We start from the raw sequence: 25,281 nt of genomic DNA, 5'->3' as shown, positions 1-25,281 counted from the left end.
GCTCGCGCATGCGCGACACGATGCAACTCGTCCCTATGGTCATCGAGCAATCAAGCCGGGGAGAGCGATCGTTCGACATCTATTCGCGGCTGCTGCGCGAGCGGATCGTGTTCCTCAACGGCGAGGTCAACGACACCGTGTCCGCCCTGGTTTGCGCGCAACTCTTGTTTCTCGAGGCGGAGAATCCCAAGCGGCCGATCCATCTCTACATCAATTCGCCCGGCGGCGTGGTGACGAGCGGCCTCGCGATGTACGATACGATGCAATACGTCAAGGCGCCGGTGCACACGCTCTGCATGGGAACGGCGCGCTCCATGGGGTCGTTTCTTCTCATGGCGGGGGAGCCGGGCGAACGTACGGCGCTGCCCAATGCCAGCCTTCACGTGCATCAGCCGCTGGGTGGTTTTCAGGGCCAGGCGTCGGATATCATGATCCACGCCAGAGAGATGGAACAGACCAAGCGCCGCATGATCCGGCTCTATGCCGAGCATTGCGGGCGCAGCTATGAGGACGTCGAGCGCACGCTGGATCGCGATCACTTCATGACGGCGGACGAGGCGTTGCAGTGGGGCTTGATCGACCGGGTCGCGAAGCAGAGGGAGATGGGCGAATAGCCGGTCTTCGCCTGAACAAACGGTGTCGTCACCCGCCACCGGGTCGGCGCGGACGCGCCGCCCGATGACAGGCTCCAGCGGGTGACCCAGTATTCCAGAGGCAGTTGTGATCAGCGGAGAGGCCGCCGCGTACTGGATGCCCGCCTGCGCGGGGCATGACAGTTGTGGATGCGGAAGCAGCGCGGGCTTACCCCGCCGCCCCCGTATCCTCGATGATCGGGCCGAACAGCTCCCAGCGCTCGCCGTTGAACTTCATCATCTGCATCTGCTTGTTGACGCGAAAGTCGGTCGGCGACGTCGTGATCGACAGGCCGGGTAGCGCCAGGCTCGGCACGTAGCCCTTGATGCTGGCGGCCTGCCGCATGACGTTCTCACGCGTCAGGTCGTCGCTGCATTGGCGCAGGATCTGCACCAGCAGCTCCGCGGTCGAATAGCCATAGGTGTTGACCGTGTTGAGCTTGTCGCCCTCCGGGTAATATTTGTCCATGAACTCGAAATACGCCTTCACGCCGGCATCGTCCTTCCATTGCGGATCGGCCGGGTCCTTGCCGTAATTGGTGCTGATGATGTCCTTGGAGATGTCGAGTCCGGCAGGCTTCAGCGTCGCCGACACCGGGCTCGCATTGATGTCGAGGATGTGCACCGGTTTCCAGCCGAGGTCGGCGAGCTTCTTGATCGCCTGCGCCGCGAATTTCGGTGTCGAGGCGTTGTAGAGCAGGTCGGCGCCGGATGATTTCAGCTTGACGATCTGCGAGTCGACGGTCGGATCGGACAGTTCGTAGGACGCCTCCGAGACGATCATCGTGTCGGCCTTGGCGCCGAGGCCACTCTTCAGGCCGGCGATGTAGTCGCGGCCGAGATCGTCGTTCTGGTAGAGGATGCCGATCTTGGCGTTGGGGTGGTTGGCGAGAATGTATTTCGCGTAAATGCGCCCCTCCGACTGGTAGTTCGGATTGTAGGCGATGGTCCATGGAAAATTCTGCGGGTCGGTGAAGCGCGAGGCGCCCGTCGATGCCAGCAGCTGCGGCACCTTCTTGCCGTTGAGGTACTTCTGCACGGCGGCGTTGGAGGGCGTGCCGATGATCTGGAAGGTGAACAGCACCTCGTCGCTTTCCACCAGCTTGCGCACCTGCTCGACCGCCTTGGGCGGCGAATAGGCATCGTCATACTGGATGAGGTTGAGCTTTCGGCCGTTGATGCCACCCTTCTCGTTGATCATCTTCAGATAGGCGGCCTGGGTCTTGCCGATCCCGGCATAGGCGGAAGCCGGACCGGAGAACGGCACGGTCTGGCCGATCTTGATCTCGGTATCGGTTGCGCCGGTGTCGTATTTCTTCTGGGCGTCGGCCGATGACGCAGGCAGAGCAATGGCAAGCGACGCAGCGAGCGCCATTGCACCGAGACCGAACAGTGACGTTCTCATGCGAGTCCTCCCTCCGGTGATGTTTGTCGATGGTTCTTCTTGGTTGTTATGTCGCCATCGCTGCACGCGAGTGTGGAGGAAGCAAGTCGACAAGGCAACGTTTCAAGGAGCGGCGAGAGAGCGCAATTCGTGCCGCAACGCAAAACGGGGCCGCGCCTTCGCGCAGCCCCGTACCTTCGATGTTGATCACGTCATTCCGCGGCGCGCGCAGCGCGAACCCGGAACCTCGAGGTTCCGGGTTCGTCGTTGCGCGGCGCCCCGGAACGACAGTGAGCGTGAACTAACCCGCCGCGCCCTTGTCCTCCAGGATCGGGCCGAACAGCTCCCAGCGCTCGCCGTTGAATCGCATCATCTGCAACTGCTTGTTGACGCGGTAGTCGGTCGGCGAGGTATTGATCTTCATGCCCGGCAGCGACAGGTCGCCGACGACGTCCTTGAGCGACGCCGCCTGCTTCATGACGTTCTCACGCGTCAGGTTGTCGCCGCACATCTGCAGCACCGTCACCAGGAGCTGTGCGTTGCCGTAGCCATAGACGTTGAAGTTGGAATTCTTGTCGCCGTCCGGATAGTACTTGGCCATGAAGTCGAAATAGCGCTTCATGCCCGGGTCGTCCTTCCACTGCGGATCGAGCGGGTCCTTGCCGTAATTGACCGAGATCACGCCCTTGGACGCGTCCAGGCCGGCCGGCTGAAGCACCGCGCCCACCGACGTCGCATTGATGTCGACGATGTGCACCGGCTTCCAATCGAGCTCGTGCAGCTTCTTGATCGCCTGCGCGGCCTGCTTCGGCGTCGATGCGGAGAACAGAAGGTCGGCGCCGGCCGCCTTCAGCTTGAGAAGCTGTGAGTCGATGGTGGGATCGGAGACTTCGTAGGATGCTTCGGCGACGATCATGGTTGACGCCTTGTCGCCCAGGCCGGCCTTGATGCCGTTCAGGTAGTCCTTGCCGAGATCGTCGTTCTGATAGAGCACGCCGATCTTGGCGTTGGGATGCTCCTTCAGAATGTACTGGCCGTAGATGCGGCCCTCGGTGAAGTAGTTGGGATTGTATCCCATCGTCCAGGGGAAGTTCTTCGGGTCGGTGAACTTGGTCGCGCCGGTCGCGGCGAACAACTGCGGCACCTTCTTGGTATTGAGGTATTTCTGCACGGCGGCGTTGGATGGCGTGCCGATGATCTGGAAGGTCAGCAGCACCTCGTCGTCCTCGACCAGCTTGCGCACCTGCTCGACGGCCTTTGGCGGCGAATAGGCGTCGTCATACTGGACCAGCTTGATCTTGCGGCCGTTGATGCCGCCCTGCTCGTTGATCATGTTGAAATAGGCGGCCTGCGTCTTGCCGATCGAGGCGTAAGCCGAGGCGGGACCCGAGAACGGCACGGTCTGGCCGATCTTGATCTCGGTATCCGAGGCACCGGGATCGTACTTCTTCTGGGCTGAAGCCGAGGTCACGGAGAGGGTGACGGCCAAAGCGGCCGCCCCTGCAAGACGGAAAATTCCCTGTCTCATGGGGTCTATCGTTCCTCCTGATTGTTATGCGGCTGGTCTGCCCAAAGGGCGCCATCGCTGCCGGCAGTGTGGAGGAACGGCTTGGCGGACGCAAGGCGAGCGGGCAGGGGTGCGGCAGTTCCGCTCGGCACGGGGCCCAGGATGCGAGCTCTCTGATCGTGAATTCAAGCCGTGCGAGCCAGGCTGTTTCCCTAAGCCAGGTGTCGTCCCGGCCAAGCCCTGACGTCGCGTAGCGACGACAGGGCGCAGACCCGGGATCCATAGCCGCAGGCCGTCGTGTGGCGAGGACTCGGAGTGGCGATCCTGCCCCAAGCTTCGCCTGGGACTATGGGTCCCGCGTCAGCGCATGCCGGCGCTCTGCGCCGCCGTGCTAGCCCGGGACGACAGCTGTGGTGGCGGTGCAGCCCGGCTCAGCCCGCGAGCCAGACCAGAATCAAGCCGATCGTGGCCGGCACGCTCTGGATGAACAGGATCTTGCGGCTCGCGGTGGTGGCGCCGTAGAGCCCGGCGACCAGCACGCAGAGCAGGAAGAAGATCTTGATCTGGAAAGCGAACGCCGGCGCCGGGTGCGCCAGGCCCCAGAACAGGCCGGCGGCGAGGAAGCCGTTATAGAGGCCCTGATTGGCGCCGAGCACCTTGGTCGCCTCCGCCCGCTCCGGGGTGTTGTTGAAGGCCCTCAAGCCAGCCGGCTTGGTCCAGAGAAACATCTCGAGCACGAGAATGTAGACGTGCAGCAGGCCGATTAGTCCGACGACGATGTTTGCAATCAATGCCATGGTTCGGCTCCCCCAAGCCTGCCGGGACCGGCGGTGGTGCTGGTCCCTCGATCAAATCTGCCCCGAGCGGCCGAATGCCGCACGGCGTTCGCTCATGCCGCCGGCTGCGCCGCCGAGTCGTCGCTCGCCAGCAGATGCAGCAGCGCGCTCTTGATCGCGGCCTGCCGCGTAGGCGCGTTGATCTGCGCGCCCAGCAGGTCGGTGACGTAGAACACGTCACGGGCGCGTTCGCCGAAGGTGGCGACATGGGCGGACGCGATGTTGAGGTTCAACTTCGAGATCGCCGTCGTCAGCTCATACAGCAGGCCGGGGCGGTCGAGGCCGGAGACCTCGATCACGGTGTAGAGCTCCGACCATTGATTGTTGATCGTCACTTCCGGCTCGACCGAGAACGCCTTGTGCTGCTTGCCGCGCGTGGTCCGCCGCGCCACGGCGTCGGGCAGCCGCAGCTTGCCTTCCAGCACCTGCTCGATGGTCTCGCCGATCCGGGTTGCGCGGCGGCCTTCGTCCTCGTCACGCTCATATTCGCGGGAGATCGCGATGGTGTCGAGCGCGCGGCCGTCGGTGGTGGTGTAGATCTGGGCGTCGACGATGTTGGCGCCGGCCGAGGCGCAGGCGCCGGCGATGATCGACAGCAGCCAGGGATGGTCCATCGCGAAGATCGTCAGCTCGGTGACGCCGCGCGCCGGATCGAACCCGACATTGATCGCGAGCTTGTGGCCGGCATCCTCGCTCGATCGCACGAAGCGGGCGTGGCGGATCTTGCGCGGCAGCTCGACCTTGAGCCAGTAGGCCGGATAGTGCCGACCGATATAGGTGGTGAGCTCGTCCTCCGGCCAGTCGGTGAAGGCGTTGCGGAATTCGGCCTGCGCCGCGGTGATGCGCTTGGCGCGGTTGACCTCGGAGAACCCTCCGGTCAGCACCGGCTCGGTCTCGTAATACAGCGTGCGCAAGAGCTGCGCCTTCCAGCCGTTCCAGACGCCGGGCCCGACCCCGCGAATGTCGGCGGTGGTCAGGATCGTCAGGAGCTTCATCTGTTCGACCGACTGCACCACGGCGGCGAACTTCTCGATCGTCCGGCGATCGGACAGGTCGCGCGATTGCGCCACCGTGGACATCGTCAGATGTTCTTCGATCAGCCAGGCGATCAGCTCGGTGTCGGCATTGTTGAAGCCGAGCCGCGGGCACAGCCGCCGCGCCACCTTGGCGCCCGCGATCGAATGATCCTCGGGCCGGCCCTTGGCGACGTCGTGCAGCAGCACGGTGATGTAGATGACGGCGCGGTGCTCGGGTCGGATCTTGCGCATCAGGTCCGAGGCCAGCGTGAACTCGTCGATGCCGCCGCGCTCGATCTCCTGCAGGAAGCCGATGCAGCGAATCAGGTGCTCGTCGACCGTGTAGTGATGATACATGTTGAACTGCATCATCGAGACGATGCGGCCGAAGGCGCGAATGAAATGCCCGAGCACGCCGGTCTCGTTCATCCGCCGCAGCACGACCTCGGCGTCGTTGGAGGTCAGGATCTCCATGAACAGCCGGTTGGCCTCGGGATTGTCGCGCAGCTCGGTATTGATCAGGTTCAGCGAGCGCGTGACTGCGCGCATTGCATCCGGATGGAAGGCGAGGTTGTTCTTCTGGGCCAGCCGGAAGATGCGGATCAGGTTGACCGGATCGTGCTTGAAGACGTCGGGCGCGGCGAGATTGATGCGGTTGTTGTCGACGATGAAGTCGTCGCTCTCCGGCACGCGCCGCCAGGTCGAGCCGGTGGTCAGGCGCGAGATCATCCGGCTCAGCACCGGCGCCGCCTTGGCCTGCTGGTCCTCCAGCTTGGCGCACAGGATCGCAGTGAGGTTGCCGACCTCCTTTGCGACCAGGAAGTAGTGCTTCATGAAGCGCTCGACATCCTGCATGCCGGGATGGCTGGTGTAGCCGAGCCGGACCGCGATCTCGCGCTGCAAATCGAACGACAGCCGCTCCTCGGGCCGGCCGCTGACGAAGTGCAGGTTGCAGCGCACCGACCACAGGAAATCGGCGCAACGCCGGAAGGTGCGGTACTCATGCGCGTCGAACACGCCGCGCTCGACCAACTCGGCGGTCTCGCGCACGCGATAGACGTATTTGGCGATCCAGAACAGCGTGTGCAGGTCGCGCAAGGCCCCCTTGCCGTCCTTGACGTTGGGCTCGACCAGGTAGCGCGATTGGCCGCCGCGGCGATGCCGCTCCTCGCGCTCGGCGAGCTTTGCGGCGACGAACTCCGCCGCGGTACCCTGGACGACCTCGGTGTCGAAGCGCTGCACCAGCTCGTCATAGAGCGGCCGGTCGCCGGCGAGATAACGCGTCTCCAGGATCGCGGTGCGGATCGTCATGTCGCCGCGCGCTTGCCGGATCGATTCATCGACCGAGCGGGTGGCGTGGCCGACCTTCAGCCCCATGTCCCACAGCGAATACAGGATGGCTTCGGCGACCTGCTCGCCCCAGGCCGTCTGCTTGTAGGGCAGGATGAACAGCAGGTCGATGTCCGACTCCGGCGCCATCAGGCCCCGGCCATAGCCGCCGGTGGCCACCACCGCCATGCGCTCGGCGCCGCTCGGCACCTGCGAGCGATAGAGGTGCTGGGTGGCGGCGGCATAGAGAATACGGATGATCTCGTCCTGCACGAAGCAGAGCTGCTCGGCACAGCGCCGCCCGTGGCGGTCCTTCAGCAGCTGTGCTTGCGCTGCGGCGCGCGCCTTGACCAGCTCGGCCTTGAGGAATTGCACCACGGCGGCGCGGAACATGTCCTCGCGGCCGGAATGCTGCGCGGCCAGCGCGTCGACCGCAGCCGCGATGCCGGTGCTGTCGAAATCGGAAAGGCTATCAGGGTGGGAATTCGGGGCGACGCTGTCCATGGCTGCAACCGGATATCGAACAAGGCCTGTGCTGTCACGAAACTTCCAATGCAACAATCGATCCATGCTGCCATCGGTGGTCACGGCATGATGATCGTTCTGAACGATGCCGTCGAAAGGAAAAGCAATTCTCGCGCACCCCTGGCATAACTCCTTGAAACAACAGCAATGTTTCTCGAAGCTGGAGGGATGGCGATGGGTGGATTGACGAGGCGCGGATTTGCTGCGGTTGCGGCCGTGGTTCTACTGGGATGCGGCGCTGCACGCGCGGCCGAGCCCGTGAAGGAGATCCGCTTGGACTGGGCGACCTACAATCCGGTGTCGCTGGTGCTGAAACAGAAGGGGCTGTTGGAGAAGGAGTTCGCCAAGGACGGCATCAGCATCGTCTGGGTCCAGTCGGCCGGCTCCAACAAGGCGCTCGAATTCCTCAATGCCGGCTCGCTCGATTTCGGTTCGACCGCAGGCTCTGCTGCGCTGGTCGCCAGGATCAACGGCAATCCGATCAAGTCGATCTACGTCTATTCGCGGCCTGAATGGACCGCGCTGGTCACGGCCAAGGACTCCAAGATCGCCTCGGTCGCCGACCTCAAGGGCAAGCGCGTCGCGGTCACCCGCGGCACCGATCCGCACATCTTCCTGGTGCGCGCGCTGCTGTCGGCCGGCCTGACCGACAAGGACATCACGCCGGTGTTGCTGCAGCATGCCGACGGCAAGGCGGCGCTGATCCGCGGCGATGTCGATGCCTGGGCCGGGCTCGATCCGATGATGGCACAGGCCGAGATCGAGGAGGGCGCCAGGCTGTTCTACCGCAAGGCCGACGCCAACACCTGGGGCATCCTGAACGTCCGTGAGCAGTTCCTGAAGGACAATCCCGACATCGTCCGCCGCGTGCTCGCCACCTACGAGGTCGCGCGCAAGGATGCGCTGGCCAATTACGACGAGCTGAAGAAGACCTTCATCTCCGTGACCAAGTTGCCCGAGACCGTCGTCGACAAGCAGCTCAAGGAGCGCACCGAGCTGACCCACAGCCGCATCGGCGCACCCCAGCGCGAGTCGATCTTGGCTGCTGGCCTGGCATTGCAGCAGGCCGGCGTCGTCGACGCGAAGGTCGATGTGAAGGCGACGCTGGACGCCCTGATCGACGACCAGGTGCCGCTGCCGACGAATTGACGTAAGCCCACGCTCGTGCCTGCCCGCAAATTGAGCGCGATACGAACCGCTGGCGCGATAAAACACCGGTGTCGTCCCGGACAAGCTCGACAACGCGGTAGCGTTGTCGAGCGCCGATCCGGGACCCATACGCCGTGAAGGTGTTTTGAGGCACGCTGGAGCGGCATCTCGCCCTCACCACAACGGCCGCGGCGTATGGGTCCCGGCGCGGAGGCCGGGACGACACCGAGATTGTGGCGGCGCTTTTGGATCCCCTCGACGCGCGCCAACATCGGCATCCAACACGCCTTGCATTCCCACCCCTGACCCGTTCTCACTATGACCATGACCGCCGAACTGCAGGCGCCCACCGTCGCCGCCCCCCAGACCGCTCGCACGCCGTGGTCCACGCGCCTGGCGCGGCCGCTGCTCGGGCTGCTGCTGCCGCTGTCCCTGGCGCTGGCCTGGGAGTTCTTGGTCTGGGCCGGGTGGTCGAACGGTCGCTTGGTGCCGCCGCCCTCAAAGGTCTTCACCACCATCGCCGAACTCGCCCGCTCCGGCGAGCTCGCCCGTCACATCACCACGACCCTGATCCGCGTCGGTGTCGGCTTCGGCCTCGGCGTCGTGGCCGGCACGGTCCTCGGCGGCATCTGTGGCTATTGGGGTCTCGCGCGCCGGCTGATCGACCCCACCGTGCAGGCGCTGCGCGCGATCCCGTCGATCGCCTGGGTGCCGCTGTTCATCCTGTGGCTCGGCATCTTCGAGACCTCGAAGGTGGCGCTGATCGCGGTCGGCGTGTTCTTCCCGGTCTATCTCGGCGTGACCGGCGCGATCCTGTCGGTCGACCGCAAGATCGTCGAGGTTGGCCGCATCTTCCGTCTGTCCGGACCGGCCATGATCCGCCGCATCCTCCTGCCCGCGGTGCTGCCGGCCTATGTCGTGGCGCTGCGCGTCGGCCTCGGCTTGGGGTGGATGTTCGTCGTCGCCGCCGAGTTCATGGGCGCCTCGGAAGGCCTCGGCTACCTCTTGATCGACGGCCAGCAGCTCGGCAAGCCGGCGCAGATCGTGGCTGCGATCGTGATCTTCGCCACTATCGGCAAGGCGACCGACTGGCTCTTGGAGCTATCGACCGCGCCGCTATTGCGCTGGCAGGACAGTTTTGCGCGCCAGGGCGGAGCGGCGTGATGCTGCAGCTCGCATCCGTCACCAAGGTCTATCCCAACGGCGTCCACGCGCTGGAGAGGTTCTCGGCCGAGATCCAGCTCGGCGAGATCATCGCCATCATCGGCGGCTCCGGCTGCGGCAAGTCGACGCTTCTGCGCGCCATCGCCGGGCTCGATCGCACCAGCGCCGGCACCGTCACGCTTGATGGCGAGGCGATTGCGGCGCCGCATCCCAAGGTCGGCATCATCTTCCAGGAGCCGCGGCTGCTGCCGTGGCTCACCGTCGCCGACAATATCGGCTTCGGCCTGTCCGAGCTGCCGGCGGCCGAGCGCCGCGAGCGCGTTGCGCGTGCGCTCGAACGGGTCGGCCTCACCGAGAAGGCCAAGGTCTGGCCACGCGAATTGTCCGGCGGCCAGGCGCAGCGCGTCGCGATCGCCCGCGCCCTGGTGGCGCAGCCAGAGGTGCTCTTGCTCGACGAGCCGTTCTCGGCGCTCGACGCCTTCACCCGCAAGGACCTGCAGGATCACCTGCTCGACCTCTGGGCCGACACGCGTCCGACGCTGGTGCTGGTGACCCACGATGTCGAAGAGGCCGTGGTGCTGGCCGACCGCGTGCTGGTGATGCGGCCGCATCCCGGCCGGCTGTTCGAGGAGATCACCATCAACCTGTCGCGCCCCCGCGACCGCAACGCGCCGCTGTTCGACCAGTTCAAGCGCCACGTGCTGACCGCGCTCGACCGTTCGCTCGATCGGACGGTGCCCGACATGCAGGGCAGGCGTGACGCCGGCGGCGGGCTGTGGTGGTGACAGCGGCGGTGCGGCCCGGTACATCTCGTCTGAAATGAAATCCGGGAGAGAACGACGATGGATGCTGCCGAGCTGCGCGCCATGCAGGCGCCGATCAAGGAACGCTACAAGGCCGACCCTTCCGCCGCGGTCATCACGCTGAAGGCGAAGGGTGAGGTCGGCGGCGAAGGCCTGACCTGCAAGCTCGAAACCGGCCGCGCGCTGGCGGTGGCCGGCCTGCATCCCGCCACCGGCGGCTCCGGGCTGGAGCTGTGCTCCGGCGACATGCTGCTGGAGGCGCTGGTCGCCTGCGCCGGCGTTACCTTGAAGTCGGTCGCCACCGCGGTCGAGGTCCCGCTGAAGAGCGGGCGCGTGCTCGCCGAAGGCGATCTCGATTTCCGCGGCACGCTCGGCGTCGACAAGGAGGCCCCGGTCGGCTTCCAGGAAATCCGGCTGCGCTTCGAGGTCGACACCGACGCCCCACAGGACAAGCTCGATCTCCTGCTCAAGCTCACCGAGCGCTATTGCGTGGTCTATCAGACCATCAAGAACGGCCCGAAGGTGTCGGTGAGTTTGAAGCGGGTCTAGCTGCACCCGCTGCTACTGTTGACGACGAGCTGTTGAGGCTTGCTCGGTCTGCGCCTCCCCCGCTTGCGAGGCGGGTGGGGAACTTCTCTCCGCACGACGCGCACCACCCGAGCCGCGCCCCCACCCCGGCCCTCCCCTCGCAGGTGGGGGAGGGAGACCACTGCCGCTGCCGCGTGAGTTGATGTCCCTCGATCCCTCCTTCCTGCTGCTGCTCGGCTTGCGCATGGCGATCGCCGCTGCCTTCGTGGTGTCGGCGTCGATGATCGCCGAGCGCACCGGGCCGGTGATCGGCGCCCTGGTCGCGACCCTGCCGATCTCGGCGGGGCCGACCTACGTCTTCCTCGCGCTCGACCACGACGCGGCCTTCATCGCGCAGGGCGCGCTGACCAGCCTGCCGATCAATGCCGCCACGATCTTCCTCAGCCTTGCCTATGCCGTGCTGGCGCAGCGCCACAGCGTGCTGGTCGCGAGCGCCACCGCAGTGGCCGTGTGGCTCGGTCTCGCCGCACTGATCAAGACCGTGCAGTGGACGTTGCTGATGGGCGTCGCCGCCAATGTCGTGACCTTCGCGATCTGCCTGCCGCTATTGCGGCGCTATCGCCACGCCAGGATGCCGCTGATCACCCGACGCTGGTACGACGTTCCCTTACGCGCCTCGCTGGTCGCAACGCTCGTCGCGACCGTCACGTCGGTCTCAGGCTGGGCCGGCCCCAGCGTCTCCGGCATGCTGGCGCTGTTCCCGATCGTCTTCACCTCGATGATGCTGATCCTGCAGCCGCGCATCGGCGGTCCCGCGACCGCCGCCGTGCTGGCCAACGGCGCCTATGGCCTGATCGGCTTCTCGCTCGCCGTCGTCGTGCTGCATCTCGGCAGCCTGCACCTCGGCGCCGCCGTGGGTCTCAGCGGGGCACTTACGACCTGCGTCGGCTGGAATCTCGGCCTGTGGTGGCTCGGGCGGCGGCGCCGGACGGCCTGACTTCGACCTCATGAGCTCCGGTTGCATTCGCGTCGCCTTGAACCTCCGTGCTTACCGCAAAGACAATGCAACTGAAAGGTGGGTCAACGGTCGAACTGCAACAGGAGGTGCGATATGCCGACCGCAAATGGGACGACGACCAATGGGCAGCCAAAATGGCTCGCGAACGGATTGAAGGATCTCGGCTTTCACGAGACCGGCAACAACCGCGGCATCAAGAAGTTCATCGATCAGGCGCATTGCGGCTCGGAGGGCGATCCCTGGTGCGCGATCTGGACCAATGCCAAGCTCGAGCAGAGCGGCGTTCCCGGCACGCGCAGCCCCTCGTCGCAGTCCTTCCGCACCAACAAGAATTTCGTGAAGCTCGAAAAGCCCGCGCTCGGCGCGATCGCGGTCTATACGCGGGGCAAGCCGAACTCCGGGCTCGGTCATGTCGGCTTCTACATGGGCGAGACGCGGTCGCAGGTGTTGACGCTGGGCGGCAACGAGAGCGATGCGGTTCGCGAGCAGTTCGAGCCGAAGACCCGTCTGGTCGGCTATTTCTGGCCGAAGTCCGTCGAGCTGCCGAAACTCGGCGCCGTCAAGGTGGCGTCCGAGGACGGCCACCCGGTCGGCTCGAACGACTGAGGCTCTGACCGGCGGCTAAGGCCGGTCTCCAACGCCGGCGTCATTCCGGGCTCGCGCTGACGCGCGCCCGGAATGACGCCGGGTCATTAGGTCTTCAGGAGCTTCGCTTTCAGCGCATACAGCGCGTCCATCGCCTCCCGCGGGGTCATCTCGTCGGGATGCAGCGCCGTCACCGCGGCGATCAGCTCTTCCGCTTCCTTCGACATCGCCGGCTCGGCGGCCGCGCGCGACGGTACCGCGAACAGCGGCAGGTCGTCGACCAGGGCACGGGCGCTCTGGCCGCGGTCCTGCGCTTCCAGCTTGGCCAGCACCGATTTGGCGCGGCTGATCACCGCCGGCGGCAAGCCTGCGAGCTTCGCCACCTGGATGCCGTAGGAGCGGTCGGCCGAGCCCGGCAGCACCTCGTGCAGGAACACCACGTCGCCCTGCCATTCCTTGACCCGTACCGTGGCGTTGAACAGCCGCGGCAGCTTGGCGGCGAGCGCCGTCAGTTCGTGATAGTGCGTCGCAAACAGCGTGCGGCAGCGGTTGCTCTCATGCAGATGCTCGATCGCCGCCCAGGCGATCGACAATCCATCGAAGGTCGCGGTGCCCCTGCCGATCTCGTCCAGGATCACCAGCGCGCGCTCGCCGGCTTGGTTGAGGATCGCCGCGGTCTCGACCATCTCGACCATGAAGGTCGAACGTCCGCGCGCGAGATCATCGGCGGCGCCGACGCGTGAGAACAGCCGGTCGACGATGCCGATGCGAGCGCGGCTCGCCGGCACGAAAGAGCCGATCTGGGCCAGCAGGGCGATGAGCGCGTTCTGGCGCAGGAAGGTCGATTTACCCGCCATGTTCGGGCCGGTGAGCAGCCACAGCTGTCCGCTCTTATGTCCCGGCGTCGGCGACAGATCGCAGGAATTGGCAATGAACGGCTGGCCCTCGCGCTTGAGCGCCTGCTCCACCACCGGATGACGGCCGCCCTCGATGGCGAAGCCGAGCGAGCCGTCGACCTCGGGCCTCACATAGTTGTCGTCGACCGCGAGCTTGGCCAGCGCAGTGGCGACATCGAGCATCGCAAAGCCGTGCGCTGCGGCGCGCAGATCGTCGCCGATCGCCAGCGCCTGCCCACAGAGACGATCGAAGATCTCCAGCTCGAGATTGAGCGCGCGCTCGCCGGCGTTGGCGATCTTGGCCTCGATCTCGCCGAGCTCCGACGTGGTGAAGCGCACCTGGCCCGCGAGCGTCTGGCGATGGATGAAGGTCGCGTTCAAAGGCGCCGACATCAGCTTGTCGCCGTGCTGCGCGGTGACCTCGACGAAATAGCCGAGCACATTGTTGTGCCGGATTTTCAGCGCCTTGACGCCGGTCTGGTCGGCATAGCGCGCCTGCATCGAGGCGACGACGAGGCGCGACGCGTCGCGCAGATTGCGCGTTTCGTCGAGTGTCGCATCATAGCCTGATCGGACGAAGCCGCCGTCGCGCTTGATCAGCGGCAGCTGCTCGTCGAGCGCGCGGGCGAATTCGTCGGCCAGCGTCCGCGCGGGCTTGGCCAGCGCGGCCGTGACAGACGCGACCTCCTGCGGCGGCTGGTCGAGCGCCGATAGCCGCGCCATCGCCTGGTCGGCGGCGAGGATGCCGTCGCGCAACGCGGCGAGATCGCGCGGGCCGCCGCGGCCGACCGAGAGCCGCGCCATCGCCCGGGTCATGTCGGGCGCGCCGCGCAGGATGGAGCGGATGTCCTCGCGGGCGGCGCCATCGGCGACGAACGTGTTGACCGCATCGAGCCTTCGCCCGATCTGCCCCGGCTCCGTCAACGGTGCCGCGAGCCGCTGCGCCAGCAGCCGCGAGCCGGCCGAGGTCACGGTGCAGTCGATGGCGTCGAGCAGCGAGCCACGCCGCTCGCCGGCCAGCGTCCGCGTCAGCTCGAGATTGGCGCGCGTCGCCGGATCGATCGCCATCGTGCTGCCGGTCGCCTCGCGCGCCGGCGGCGCCAGCGGCGGGCGCTGGCCGACTTGCGTGCGCTCGACGTAGGTGACGCAGGCCGCTGCTGCCGTTGCTTCGAGCCGCGACAGCACGGCCAGCCCGTCCATGGTGGCAACGGCGAAGTAGTCGCACAACCTGCGCTCGGCGGTGGCGCCGTCGAATACGTCGCGGGTCAGCGGCGTCACGGCGGCGAGCTCGCGCAGCACCGGCTCGAACGCTATGTCCGAATACAGCGCGTCGGAGACGATGACCTCGTTCGGGTTGATGCGGGCGAGCGTCGCCGTGAGTTCGGCGAACGCGCATTCCGTGACGATGAAGTCGGACGTCGAGATGTCGATCCAGGCGAGCCCGAGCCGGTCGCCGCCGGACGAGCCGCGGCTGCGCGCAATCGCCAGCAGATAGTTGTTGGCGCGCGCATCGAGCAGATTGTCCTCGGTGATCGTGCCCGGCGTCACCACGCGCACCACGCCGCGCCTGACCACGCTCTTGTTGCCACGCGCCCGCGCCGCGGCCGGATCCTCCATCTGCTCGCACACGGCGACGCGGATGCCCTGCGCGATCAGCCGGTGCAGATAATCCTCGGAGCGCTCCACCGGCACGCCGCACATCGGAATATCCGCGCCCTGGTGCTTGCCGCGCTTGGTCAGTACGATGCCGAGCGCCTTAGAGGCCACTTCCGCGTCCTCGAAGAACAGCTCGTAGAAGTCGCCCATCCGGTAGAACAGCATCAACCCCGGATGGGCCGCCTTGATGTCCAGGTACTGCTCCATCATCGGCGTGAGCTTGGCCGGCGCCTCGGCAGGCGTGGCGTCGGGCGGAACCGGGGCGGTGATGGGTTGCTGGATCGTCATGGCGCGGAAACTAGCCAATTTGCCCGGACGGTCCTACCGCTTTGCAGGCGATGTCCCGGTTTTCCACGATGGCAATTTTCCCCCGAGGGGAGTGCCGGAAATGATCGCAGCTCTATCCTCCCGTCATTCCGGGGCGTGCGCAGCACGAACCCGGAATCCATCGTGCAGCAGGTCATGCAGCCCGATGGATTCCGGGCTCGCCGCGCTTCGCGCGTCGCCCCGGAATGACGGAGAGACCGGAGGCTGCTCCCGTCTTCAACGCTGGGATGGTGGCAGCTTTTGCACCTCCCCCGCGTGCGGGGGAGGTCGCATCGCATCGGAGATGCGATGCGGGTGGGGGAATTCTCTCCGCTCGAAAGATCTCGCTTGGGGCTGCCCCCACCCCGACCCTCCCCCGCAAGCGGGGGAGGGGGCGCACCGGCCGCGCCGAGATCGCGCGCATCCGCCTTTGCCACGCATACCTCCCCGCGCGCCCGTCATTTGACCTCCCCCCGGCGCACTCCTAAAACCGCCGTCAATTCTGACCAGAAACAGTGAGATCCGGGAGAGAGCGATGCGAGACGTCTACATTTGTGATGCGGTGCGGACGCCGATCGGCCGCTTCGGCGGCGCGCTGGCAAAAGTGCGCACCGACGATCTCGCCGCGACGCCGCTCAAGGCGCTGAAGGCGAAGCATCCGAATCTCGACTGGGCTGCCGTGGATGAGGTGTTCTTCGGCTGCGCCAACCAGGCCGGCGAAGACAACCGCAACGTCGCGCGCATGGCGCTGCTGCTCGCGGGCCTGCCCGATTCCATTCCGGGCCAGACGCTCAACCGCCTCTGCGCCTCCGGGCTCGACGCGGTCGGCGCCGCGGGCCGCGCCATTCGCGCCGGCGAGGTCGCTCTCGCGATCGCCGGCGGCGTCGAATCGATGACACGGGCGCCGTTCGTGCAGGGCAAGGCGACCGAGGCATTCTCGCGCTCGGCCGAGATCTTCGACACCACGATCGGCTGGCGCTTCATCAATCCGCTGATGAAGCAGCAATACGGCGTCGATTCGATGCCGGAGACCGGCGAGAACGTCGCCGAGGAATTCCAGGTGTCGCGTGCCGACCAGGACGCGTTCGCGATCCGCTCCCAGGAGCGCGCGGGACGCGCGATCGCGTCGGGCTATTTTGCCGCCGAGATCACGCCGGTGTCGGTGCCCGGCGGCAAGGCCGGACCTGTGACCGTCGACAAGGACGAGCATCCGCGCCCCGAGACCACGCTGGAAGGTCTCGCCAAGCTCAAGCCGATCGTGCGCAATCCCGGCACCGTCACGGCCGGCAACGCGTCGGGCGTCAATGACGGCGCGGCTGCCATGATCCTCGCCTCGGAAGCGGCCGTGAAGAAGCACGGCCTCACGCCGCGCGCGCGCATTCTCGGCCTCGCCTCGGCCGGCGTGCCTCCGCGCATCATGGGCATCGGCCCGGTGCCGGCGACGCGCAAGCTGATGGAGCGGCTCGGCCTGAAGATCACCGATTTCGATCTGATCGAGCTCAACGAGGCGTTCGCGTCTCAAGGCATCGCCTGCCTGCGCCAGCTCGGCGTCGCCGACGATGCCGATTTCGTCAACCCGCATGGCGGCGCGATCGCGCTCGGCCATCCCCTCGGCATGAGCGGCGCGCGTCTCGCGATGACCGCCGTGCACGGGCTCGAAGTGCGCGGGGGAAAACGCGCGCTCGCCACCATGTGCGTCGGCGTCGGCCAGGGCGTCGCCCTGGCGGTCGAGATGATCAACTGACGACTGCGCCGTCATTGCGAGCGAAGCGAAGCAATCCAGAGTCGCACGCGTGGCCCTGGATTGCTTCGTCGCTTCGCTCCTCGCAATGACGGAGATGACGAGGGATCGCGCCATGACCATCTCCCGCGAACAGGACGTCACGCCGGCCGTGCTGGCAGTGATGGAGCAGACGACCAACCCGCGGCTGCGCGAGATCATGGTCTCGCTGGTCAGGCACCTGCATGGCTTCGTGCGCGATGTTCGCCTCACCGAAGCCGAATTCCGTGAAGCCGCGGCCATCATCGCCGAGTTGGGGCAGCGCACCAACGACACCCACAACGAGGTGGTGCTGATGGCCGGCTCGCTCGGCGTCTCGCCGCTGGTCTGCCTGCTCAACAATGGCGACGGCGGCAACACCGAGACGGCGCAGTCGCTGCTCGGCCCGTTCTGGCGGTTGAACTCGCCGCGCACCGAGAATGGCGGCTCGATCGTGCGTTCGGCGACATCAGGCCCGGCGCTGTTCGTGCACGGGCGGGTGGTCGATCCGCGGGGAGCGCCGGTCGCCGACGCAGAGGTCGACGTCTGGCATGCTTCACCGGTCGGCTACTACGAGAATCAGGACCCCGAGCAGGCCGACATGAACCTGCGCGGCAAGCTCACGACCGATGCCGACGGTCGCTTCTGGTTTCGCTCCGTCATGATGGTTGGCTATCCGATTCCAACGGATGGGGGCGTTGGCCGGCTTCTGAAAGCGCAGGGACGTCATCCCTATCGCCCGGCGCATCTGCATGCGCTGATCGTCAAGCCGGGCTTCAAGGTGCTGATCTCGCAGGTCTACGATCCCAACGACCCGCACATCGACAGCGACGTGCAGTTCGGCGTGACGCAAGCGCTGCTCGGCAATTTCATCCGCCACGACGAACCGCATCCGACAGAGGCGGACGTCCGCGCGCCCTGGTACTCGCTCGAACATGTCTACCGGATGGAAGCCGGCGACACCGTGCTGCCGCGCGCACCGATCAAGTAGCGGTTCGCAATATCCATGCTAGTGTGGATCAGGCTGCAACCCTGAAGGGACGGCGCCCGCATGACCTCCACCGACTTGCCGCCTGCTGCCGAGCCTGCCGCGTTGACGGCCACGATGCGCGAGGCGGGCGTGCTCGACAAAGGCGCGGTGGCGGAGGTCAGCGTGATCAGCGACCGCCCGATGCTGATCTCGCGCATCATCCGCCTCGGCTTGACTTATGATGGCGCGGCGCCGAATGCACCGAGGACGCTGATCCTGAAGCTCGCCATGCCGGCCTTCGCCAAGACGCTGTGGCGGGGCGGCCGCCACGAGGTCAGCTTCTATCGCGAGCTGGCGGGCCTCATGCCGAAGGGCCTGGTGCCCGCCTCTTACGGCGGCGCGTGGGACGAAGCGGCGTTCACCTGGCACTTGCTGCTCGAGGATCTCACCGACACGCACCAGACGGCGACGCAATGGCCGCTGCCGCCGGCGCTGCCGCAGGCCGAGGCGATCGTGCGGGCGCTGGCGCGGCTGCATGCGGCGTGGTGGGATGATCCGCGGCTTGGCGTGTCCATCGGCAGCTTCGCGACGGCAGACGAGAGGGCTGGGCGCAGCCTGACCTTTGCCGGCCACTATCAGCGCTTCGCCGACCAATTGGGAGACCGCCTGAGCGCGGACCGGCGCGCCGTCTATGAGCGCCTGATGGCGGCGACGCCGCGGCTCTCGGAGCGTTATCTTTCGCGGCGAAACCTCAGCATCGCGCATGGCGACGCGCATGTCTGGAATTTTCTGGTGCCGAAGGCCGCCGACAGCGACGACGTCCGCGCGTTCGATTTCGACCAGTGGCGGATCGGCGTGCCGGCCAACGACCTCGCTTATATGATCGCGCTGCATCTCTATCCCGAGCGGCGCGCGCGGATCGAGCGACCGCTGCTCGACGGCTATCATCAGACGTTGGTTGCGCATGGCGTTGCCGGCTACGACCGGGCGGCGCTGGATCAGGACTATCGTCTCGCCGTGCTCTTGCACGTCGCCCAGCCGGTCTGGCAATGGGCGATCCAGATCCCGCCGGTGATCTGGTGGAATAATCTCGAGCGCATCTTCCTCGCGTTCGATGATCTCGGCTGCCGCGAGTTGTTGGATTAGACGACCGTTTCCCAATCCCGGTCGCATCGATCTGGACATGGAAGCCCCCGCTGTCATCGCTCGGCTTGACCGGGTGGTCCAGTACGCCGTGACATCTCGGCTCAATATCGTCTGCCGCGGAGTACTGAATGCTCCGCCTTCGCACAGCATGACAGCGCTGGCGACTGGGACGCGTTCGGTCGCGCTCCGACCGACCCGTCTTAACGATCACCAGAGATTGTTCGCTCGCCCTCAAAACGCCCGGCGGGGTCGGCGCGACATATCCGCATGTGCATGGCGTTCGGTGTGGACGTGGCAGGGGATGGCTCTCTCGGACCAAGGGAGAGCTTGCTAAAGCACGGAAAGCGTGCTTTCATGTTCCCCATGGCCGGAACTGTCTACGATCAGGCTATTCGCTACCGTCTCGTCCTCACCCCTGAGGCCAGGGACGCGATCGAGGCGACCTTCGCGGACTATGCCCGGATGATGGACATGCTCGACGAGATCGCCGCCGCCAAAGGCATTGGCGCCAACCTCGTCGCGCTGCACGGCCATGCCTATGACCCGATCCGCAAAGCCACCCGGCTGCCGTCGCGTCTGGTCACGCTCGGCCTGCGCGACCGCGCTGCCTATCGCGCCGCGCCGACCCCGCGACTGCCGCTCGACGACCGCCTGGTGAATGTCAGGGACGCGGGCACGCTGTCGCTCGGCACCGCGCTTGGCCGTTTCACGATTCCGTTCGCGGTCACCGGCTATGCCGCGGGATGGACGCACGCGACGCCGGCGCAACTTGTGCGCGCCGACAATGGTGACATCGAAGTCCGCTTCGGCGTCACCTCGAACTCACACCCAGCCATCAGCCCAGGAAAGGACCACGTCATGCTCGCCGAACACGCGCCGGCCCCCGACACGCTCCTGTCACGCGCCGGGCGCCTCATCGCCGGCATCGCCTATGGGGCGATCGAGAAGGCCGAAGACAACAACCGGGTCGCGCTGGTCAAACAGGCGATCCGCGAGATCGAGCAGGCCGAGCGCGAGGCGCGCGACGGCCTGTCATTAGCGCGGGCCGAGGAATATCGGCTGAACGCGCGACGCGCCGAGATCGAGCGCGAGACGTCGGTGCTGGCCGAGCAGATCCGCGTTGCGATCATCGAGAGCCGCGACGATCTCGCCAGGGCCGGCATCGCCCGGCAGATGGATCTCGAAGCGCAGTTCGAGGTGCTGTCGCGGGCGATCGACGAGAATGCCGAGCGGATCGACGCCGTCCTGACGACCCTGCGCGCGATCCTGTCGAGCCTGCAGGATGCGCAGATACGTCTTGCCGAACTCGAACGCAGCGAAGCCCTCACCCATCAGCCGACAGCCACGGCGCGCCGGGCCGGGGACACCGGTCTCGCCAAGGCGGCGCGCGCCTCTCGCGTCATTGCCCGCGCGACCGGTGTGCCCGAGGGCATCACGCCGTCGCCGGATATCGACGAATTGTCGAAGCTGCAGCGCGACAAGGACATCGCCGAGCGATTGGCGCGCCTGAAGTCGCAGAACTGAGCGGGCAGGGGCGCGTCGTCCCATGACCATCGTCGACCATTTCATGCAACCCGAGGTGCGGCCGTTCGCGATCGCCGCTGTGATGATCGTGCTGGTCGGCGGCGTCGAAATCGGCTCGATGCTGATCGGCCTGTCGATCAGTGAGCTGCTTGGCCAGAGCGTCGATCTCGGTCACGACGGCAGCGGAAGCTCCATCAGTCACGTGCTGTCCTGGATCAATGTCGGCGGCGTGCCGCTGATGATCTGCATCCTGCTTGCGCTCGGCATCTTCTCGATCTCGGGCTTTCTGATCCAGGATGCCGCGCGACTGCTGGCGGTGGCACTGCCGCCGACGGCCGCGGGCGTGCTCGCCGCCGTTGTCACCGTGCCGCTGCTGCGCAGCTCGACGCGCTATGCGGCGCGGCTGGTCCCGCAGGACGAGAGCTATGCGGTTGGTCTGTCCGATCTCGTCGGCCGCACCGGCGAGGTCGCCGTTGGTCCGCTCGATGACGGGCTGCCCGGCCGTGTCCGCGTCAAGGACATCCACGGCAACTGGCATTCGGTGACGGCCTCGGCCGCGCCGGGCTCGCCGCCGCTGCCGGTGGGTGCATCGGTTCTGCTCGTCGACCGCAAGGACGGCCGCTTCATCGCGATCGCCGCAACCGACGAGCTTACGAATGTCAAGACGCTTTAGCTCCACGACACTTTCCTCAACCCGAAAGTAATCCCCATGTTTGATCTGGTTCTGCCTGCGTCGATCGGCGTCGTGCTGCTGATCGTTCTCGGCACCGTCTTTGCCGTTCTCTATCACCGCTCCACCCGCGACGAGGCCTTCGTGCGCACCGGCCTCGGTGGCAAGAAGGTCGTGCTCGACGGCGGCGCCGTCGTGTTGCCGATCTTCCACTCGGTTGCGCGCGTGAACCTGAAGACGCTGCGGCTGCGGGTCGAGCGCTCCAAGAAGGACTCGCTGATCACCAAGGATCGCATGCGCGTCGACATCGACGCCGAGTTCTATGTCCGCGTGAAGCCCGACGTCGATTCGATCGCGCTCGCCGCGCAAACCCTCGGCGCCGTCACCAACAATGCCGAACTGCTGCGCGACCAGGTCGAGGCCAAGTTCGTCGACGGCCTTCGCTCGGTCTCGGCGACGATGGAGCTCCTGGAGCTGCAGGAGAAGCGCTCAGATTTCGTCAAGCACGTCCAGGCCGCGGTCGAGGCCGATGTGCAGTCGAATGGTCTGGAGCTCGAATCGGTGTCGCTGACGAAGCTCGACCAGACCGACATCTCCTTCTTTAATGCCGAGAACTTCTTCGACGCCGAAGGCCTGACCCTGTTGAAAACCGTGACCGAGACGCGGCGCCGCGACCGCAACGCGATCGTGCGCGACAATGAAGTGGCGATCGCGCAGAAGGATCTCGAGGCGCGCCAGCTCACCTTGCAGATCGAGCGCACCAAGAAGGAGGCCGAGCTCAGCCAGGAGCGCGACATCGCCAACAAGACGGCGAGCACCCGCGCCGAGGTGGCGAGCGCAACCCAGACGGCGTGGCAGACCGAGGAGAACGCGCGCATCGAGGCGCAGCAGAGAATCGCCCAGCGCGAGGCGGAGGCGCTGAAGGTGCGCGAGACCGCCGCGATCGAATCCAATCTCGCCATCAACCGCCGCAAGACCGACGCCGACCGCGAGATCCAGATCGCCACCCAGGACAACGACATCCAGATCGCGAGCAAGAGCAAGGAAACCTCGGAGGCGCGCGCGGTGGCCAAGCAGGCCGAGGCGCTGGCGGTGTCTGCGGAGGAAAAGGTGACGACGGCGCGCGCGATCGAGATCGCCGATCGAGAACGTCAGACCGCGGTCATGGCCGCGCGCAAAGAGGCCGAGCAGCGCTCGACCGGCATTACCGTCGCCGCTGAGGCCGAGAAGCGTGCCGCGGTCGATCGCGGCGAGGCGGCCAAGACGCTCGCCGAAGCGGAGGCCGAGGCCAACAAGATCAAGGCCGTCGGCGTGCGCCAGATCGGCGAGGCGGAAGCGGCCGTGATCCTGATGAAGAACGAGGCCCAGAACAAGCTCGGCAGCAACGTGATCGATTTCGAGCTCGCCAAGCAGCGCATCGCGACCATGCCGGCGGCGCTGGGCGAGATGGTGAAGCCGATCGCCAATCTGAAGGACGTCCGCATCCTGCACACCGGCGGCGCCTTCGGCGGCAATGGCGGTGGTGCCGGTGGCAATGTCGGCTTCGGCGAAGGTCTCGCCGGCGAGCTGCTGCGCGTGCATGCGCTGAAGCCCTTGATCGACGAGATCCTGGTGCAGTCCGGCTTCAAGCCCGGCGACGATCCGGTGCAGGCACTGGCGGGCGTGATCCTGCCGAGCGCGCCGACGAAGGGCGCGAGCGGCGCCGCCAAGATCGAGCCGCTGCCGGTCTCGGCTCCGTCATCGTAGGTCGACGGGGATCAATAACCAGCCTGCCCCAAGTGACATCACGCGGTATGGGTCCCGGCGTTCGCCGGGACGACAGCGGAGGATGGGGCTGGGCGCAAGAGCCAAGCTGGCGCGACAAACCGAGCTGACGCGACAAACAACGACTGTCGTCCCGGGCAAGCCGGCCGATGCGCAGCGTCGGCTGGCGCCGACCCGGGACCCATACCGCGTGATGTCACTGGGGGCAGGCTGGATGTTGAAACGGTCGAGCAACAAAACCGCTCATAGCGATGGAGCGGTCATTCACCCGGAAGGCAGTTGGTGGTGAGGACAGGTCCAACGCGTGCGCGGGGAAAAGATCCCCCGGGGGCTGGGGGCGGCGCTGGAGGAGCCACCGCCCCCGCCCGGCACATCACGAGTGGGGCGCTCATGAAGTGCAGTCTCTGCGCGCAACTCATACGCAGAGAACCGAGTGGGGTGATGACAAGATAGCCGGAAACGCGCCGGATTGAAGTTACAAATCCATCACGTCGTGGTCACCTTTTTGCTATCCCCGGCCCCATTGCGTCGGAACAGCGCACGCTTTTTCCATCGCAGGGAACGATCACTCCATCACGGCATGATCTGTCGGTGCAGACTGCGCACGCAATGCTGACCGCGTCGAGCCGATCATGACCGCGAGCGGGATCGACACCAGGATGAACGTCATCACGAGTTGATAGTCGTGCGAGAAGGCGAGGATCTGGGCCTGCACCATGACCATCGCGTCGGCCATCGCGCGTCCCGCGTCGGTGGACAGGTTCAACATGCCCGCGACATTGGGCATCTGGAGCGCGTGATTGAACGGGTTGATGTGCTCGACCAGGATGGCGTGGTTGCGCCGGGTTGCCTCGGTGAGCTGCGCGATCGCGATCGAAATGCCGATCGAGCTGGCGACATTTCGCACCAGGGTCAGCATCGAGGTTCCGTCGGTGCGGAGCTCGCCCGGCAAGGTCAGGAACGCCACCGTCGACAGCGGCACGAACACCAGGCCGAAGCCAAAACCCTGCATGATGCTGATGGCGATGATCTCGGGCACGCCGGTCTGGTCGGTCCACGCGGTCATCTGGAACAGCGACAGCGCGGTCAGCCCCAGCCCGACGACGATCAACGTGCGCGCCTCGATATAGCGCAAGAGACGCCCGACCAGCATCATCGCGACGAAGGTGCCGCAGCCGCGCGTCGCCAGCAGCACGCCGGCGGTGATGATGGGATAGCCGATGACGTTCTGCAGATAGGGCGACGACAGCGCCATCGTCGAAAACAGCACCAGTCCCATGACCGTCATGAACACGCAGCCGCCGACGAAGTTGCGGTCCCTGAACAGCGCGAACTGGATGAACGGCCGCTTCGTCGTCAGCGAATGCGCCAGGAAGTAGTAGAAGCCGACGCCGGCGACGATGAACTCGATGATGATCTCGTAGCTCTCGAGCCAGCCTTGGTCCTCGCCGCGGTCGAGCGCGATCTGCAGCGAACCGATGCCGATCGCGAGCGCGAGAAAGCCGAACCAGTCGAAGGTCAGCTCCGCATTCGGCTTGGTCTCCTCCATGAACGCGATCAGCCCAAGCACGGTGACGGCGCCGAACGGCAGGTTGACGAAGAACACCCAGTGCCAGGAATAGGTCTCGGTCAGCCAGGCCCCGAGCGAGGGCCCCATGATCGGGCCGAGCATCACGCCCATGCCCCAGATCGCCATCGCCTTGGCGCGCTCGTGCAGCGCGTAGGAATCGAGCATCACGGCCTGCGACAGCGGTACCAGCGCGGCGCCGAACACGCCCTGCAGCAGGCGGAACAGCACCATCTGGGTGATGTCCTGCGCCAGCCCGCACATTACCGAAGCGATGGTGAAACCTGCGGAGCAGACGATGAAGGTGCGCTTGCGGCCGAAGCGGTTGGCGATCCAGCCCACCGGCGCCGTCATGATCGCCGCCGCGACGATGTAGGATGTCAGCACCCAGTTGATCTGGTCCTGCGACGCCGACAGCGTGCCCTGCATATACGGCAAGGCGACGTTGGCGATGGTGGTGTCGAGCGCCTGCATGACCGTCGCCGTCATGGCGCAGATCGTCACCATGTTGCGCCGAAGTCCGGGAACGGCGGAAGACGCGGTCATC

At 66.1% G+C, this 25,281-nt stretch carries 19 protein-coding genes; 13 read left to right on the top strand and 6 right to left on the bottom strand.

Annotation, left to right across the window (positions count from 1 at the left end):
* Positions 1–8 precede the first annotated feature (8 nt).
* Positions 9–614, top strand: a complete 606-nt coding sequence (locus S58_RS34885; protein WP_015670155.1) for an ATP-dependent Clp protease proteolytic subunit — start codon at positions 9–11, stop codon at positions 612–614.
* Positions 615–801: 187 nt separating this feature from the next.
* Here S58_RS34885 and S58_RS34880 read toward each other — a convergent pair whose 3' ends face one another.
* From S58_RS34880 to S58_RS34865, 4 genes are all read right to left on the bottom strand, one after another.
* Positions 802–2,037: an ABC transporter substrate-binding protein gene (locus S58_RS34880; RefSeq protein WP_015670154.1), complete on the bottom strand. Its 1,236-nt coding sequence runs from the start codon at positions 2,035–2,037 to the stop codon at positions 802–804.
* A gap of 280 nt (positions 2,038–2,317) precedes the next feature.
* The gene (locus S58_RS34875; RefSeq protein WP_015670153.1) at positions 2,318–3,544 is read right to left on the bottom strand and encodes an ABC transporter substrate-binding protein; all 1,227 of its coding nucleotides are present in this window, start codon (positions 3,542–3,544) and stop codon (positions 2,318–2,320) included.
* 410 nt (positions 3,545–3,954) lie between these two features.
* Positions 3,955–4,320, bottom strand: coding sequence for a DUF1304 domain-containing protein (locus S58_RS34870; protein ID WP_015670152.1), 366 nt, complete (start codon positions 4,318–4,320; stop codon positions 3,955–3,957).
* Between the two features lie 92 nt (positions 4,321–4,412).
* Positions 4,413–7,208 carry a [protein-PII] uridylyltransferase gene (locus S58_RS34865; RefSeq protein WP_015670151.1) on the bottom strand — a complete coding sequence of 932 codons (2,796 nt, stop codon included), beginning with the start codon at positions 7,206–7,208 and terminating at the stop codon, positions 4,413–4,415.
* 195 nt (positions 7,209–7,403) lie between these two features.
* Here S58_RS34865 and S58_RS34860 point away from each other — a divergent pair, with 195 nt between their 5' ends.
* The 6 genes from S58_RS34860 (at position 7,404) to S58_RS34835 (ending at position 12,497) form a co-directional block, all read left to right on the top strand.
* Entirely contained in the window at positions 7,404–8,378 is a 975-nt protein-coding gene (locus S58_RS34860; protein ID WP_042341095.1) for an aliphatic sulfonate ABC transporter substrate-binding protein, read from the top strand.
* Between the two features lie 318 nt (positions 8,379–8,696).
* Entirely contained in the window at positions 8,697–9,542 is an 846-nt protein-coding gene (locus S58_RS34855) for an ABC transporter permease (protein WP_015670149.1), read from the top strand.
* Complete coding sequence (locus tag S58_RS34850; RefSeq protein WP_015670148.1) at positions 9,542–10,327, top strand: ABC transporter ATP-binding protein; 786 nt, start codon at positions 9,542–9,544, stop codon at positions 10,325–10,327. The genes S58_RS34855 and S58_RS34850 overlap by 1 nt, the downstream gene beginning before the upstream one ends.
* 57 nt (positions 10,328–10,384) lie before the next feature.
* Complete coding sequence (locus S58_RS34845; protein WP_015670147.1) at positions 10,385–10,894, top strand: OsmC family protein; 510 nt, start codon at positions 10,385–10,387, stop codon at positions 10,892–10,894.
* 181 nt (positions 10,895–11,075) lie between these two features.
* The gene (locus tag S58_RS34840; RefSeq protein ID WP_015670146.1) at positions 11,076–11,870 is read left to right on the top strand and encodes a hypothetical protein; all 795 of its coding nucleotides are present in this window, start codon (positions 11,076–11,078) and stop codon (positions 11,868–11,870) included.
* 114 nt (positions 11,871–11,984) lie between these two features.
* A complete protein-coding gene (locus S58_RS34835; protein ID WP_015670145.1) occupies positions 11,985–12,497 on the top strand; it encodes a TIGR02594 family protein in 513 nt (170 codons plus the stop codon).
* 86 nt (positions 12,498–12,583) lie between these two features.
* Here the strand turns inward: S58_RS34835 and mutS are convergent, their stop codons facing one another.
* Positions 12,584–15,316: a DNA mismatch repair protein MutS gene (gene mutS, locus S58_RS34830; protein ID WP_042340431.1), complete on the bottom strand. Its 2,733-nt coding sequence runs from the start codon at positions 15,314–15,316 to the stop codon at positions 12,584–12,586.
* A gap of 553 nt (positions 15,317–15,869) precedes the next feature.
* Here mutS and pcaF point away from each other — a divergent pair.
* The 6 genes from pcaF to S58_RS34800 all read left to right on the top strand — a co-directional run bounded on the left by pcaF (position 15,870) and on the right by S58_RS34800 (position 23,149).
* Positions 15,870–17,078 carry a 3-oxoadipyl-CoA thiolase gene (pcaF, locus tag S58_RS34825; RefSeq protein ID WP_015670143.1) on the top strand — a complete coding sequence of 403 codons (1,209 nt, stop codon included), beginning with the start codon at positions 15,870–15,872 and terminating at the stop codon, positions 17,076–17,078.
* Positions 17,079–17,190: 112 nt separating this feature from the next.
* Entirely contained in the window at positions 17,191–18,084 is an 894-nt protein-coding gene (locus S58_RS34820) for a dioxygenase family protein (RefSeq protein WP_015670142.1), read from the top strand.
* Positions 18,085–18,144: 60 nt separating this feature from the next.
* Positions 18,145–19,209: a phosphotransferase gene (locus tag S58_RS34815; RefSeq protein WP_042340430.1), complete on the top strand. Its 1,065-nt coding sequence runs from the start codon at positions 18,145–18,147 to the stop codon at positions 19,207–19,209.
* A gap of 354 nt (positions 19,210–19,563) precedes the next feature.
* Positions 19,564–20,733, top strand: a complete 1,170-nt coding sequence (locus tag S58_RS34810; protein WP_015670139.1) for a PspA/IM30 family protein — start codon at positions 19,564–19,566, stop codon at positions 20,731–20,733.
* Positions 20,734–20,755: 22 nt separating this feature from the next.
* Positions 20,756–21,406, top strand: coding sequence for an OB-fold-containig protein (locus S58_RS34805; protein ID WP_015670138.1), 651 nt, complete (start codon positions 20,756–20,758; stop codon positions 21,404–21,406).
* Positions 21,407–21,442: 36 nt separating this feature from the next.
* Positions 21,443–23,149, top strand: coding sequence for a flotillin family protein (locus S58_RS34800; RefSeq protein WP_015670137.1), 1,707 nt, complete (start codon positions 21,443–21,445; stop codon positions 23,147–23,149).
* A 583-nt stretch (positions 23,150–23,732) separates the two neighbouring features.
* Here the strand turns inward: S58_RS34800 and S58_RS34795 are convergent.
* Positions 23,733–25,280, bottom strand: coding sequence for a DHA2 family efflux MFS transporter permease subunit (locus S58_RS34795; protein WP_015670136.1), 1,548 nt, complete (start codon positions 25,278–25,280; stop codon positions 23,733–23,735).
* Position 25,281 lies beyond the last annotated feature (1 nt).

It is taken from the genome of Bradyrhizobium oligotrophicum S58 (genome assembly GCF_000344805.1).
GTDB classification, from domain to species: Bacteria; Pseudomonadota; Alphaproteobacteria; order Rhizobiales; family Xanthobacteraceae; genus Bradyrhizobium; species Bradyrhizobium oligotrophicum.
Note: the sequence above shows the minus strand (reverse complement) of the source record. Positions and strands in the feature narration are given on the sequence as shown.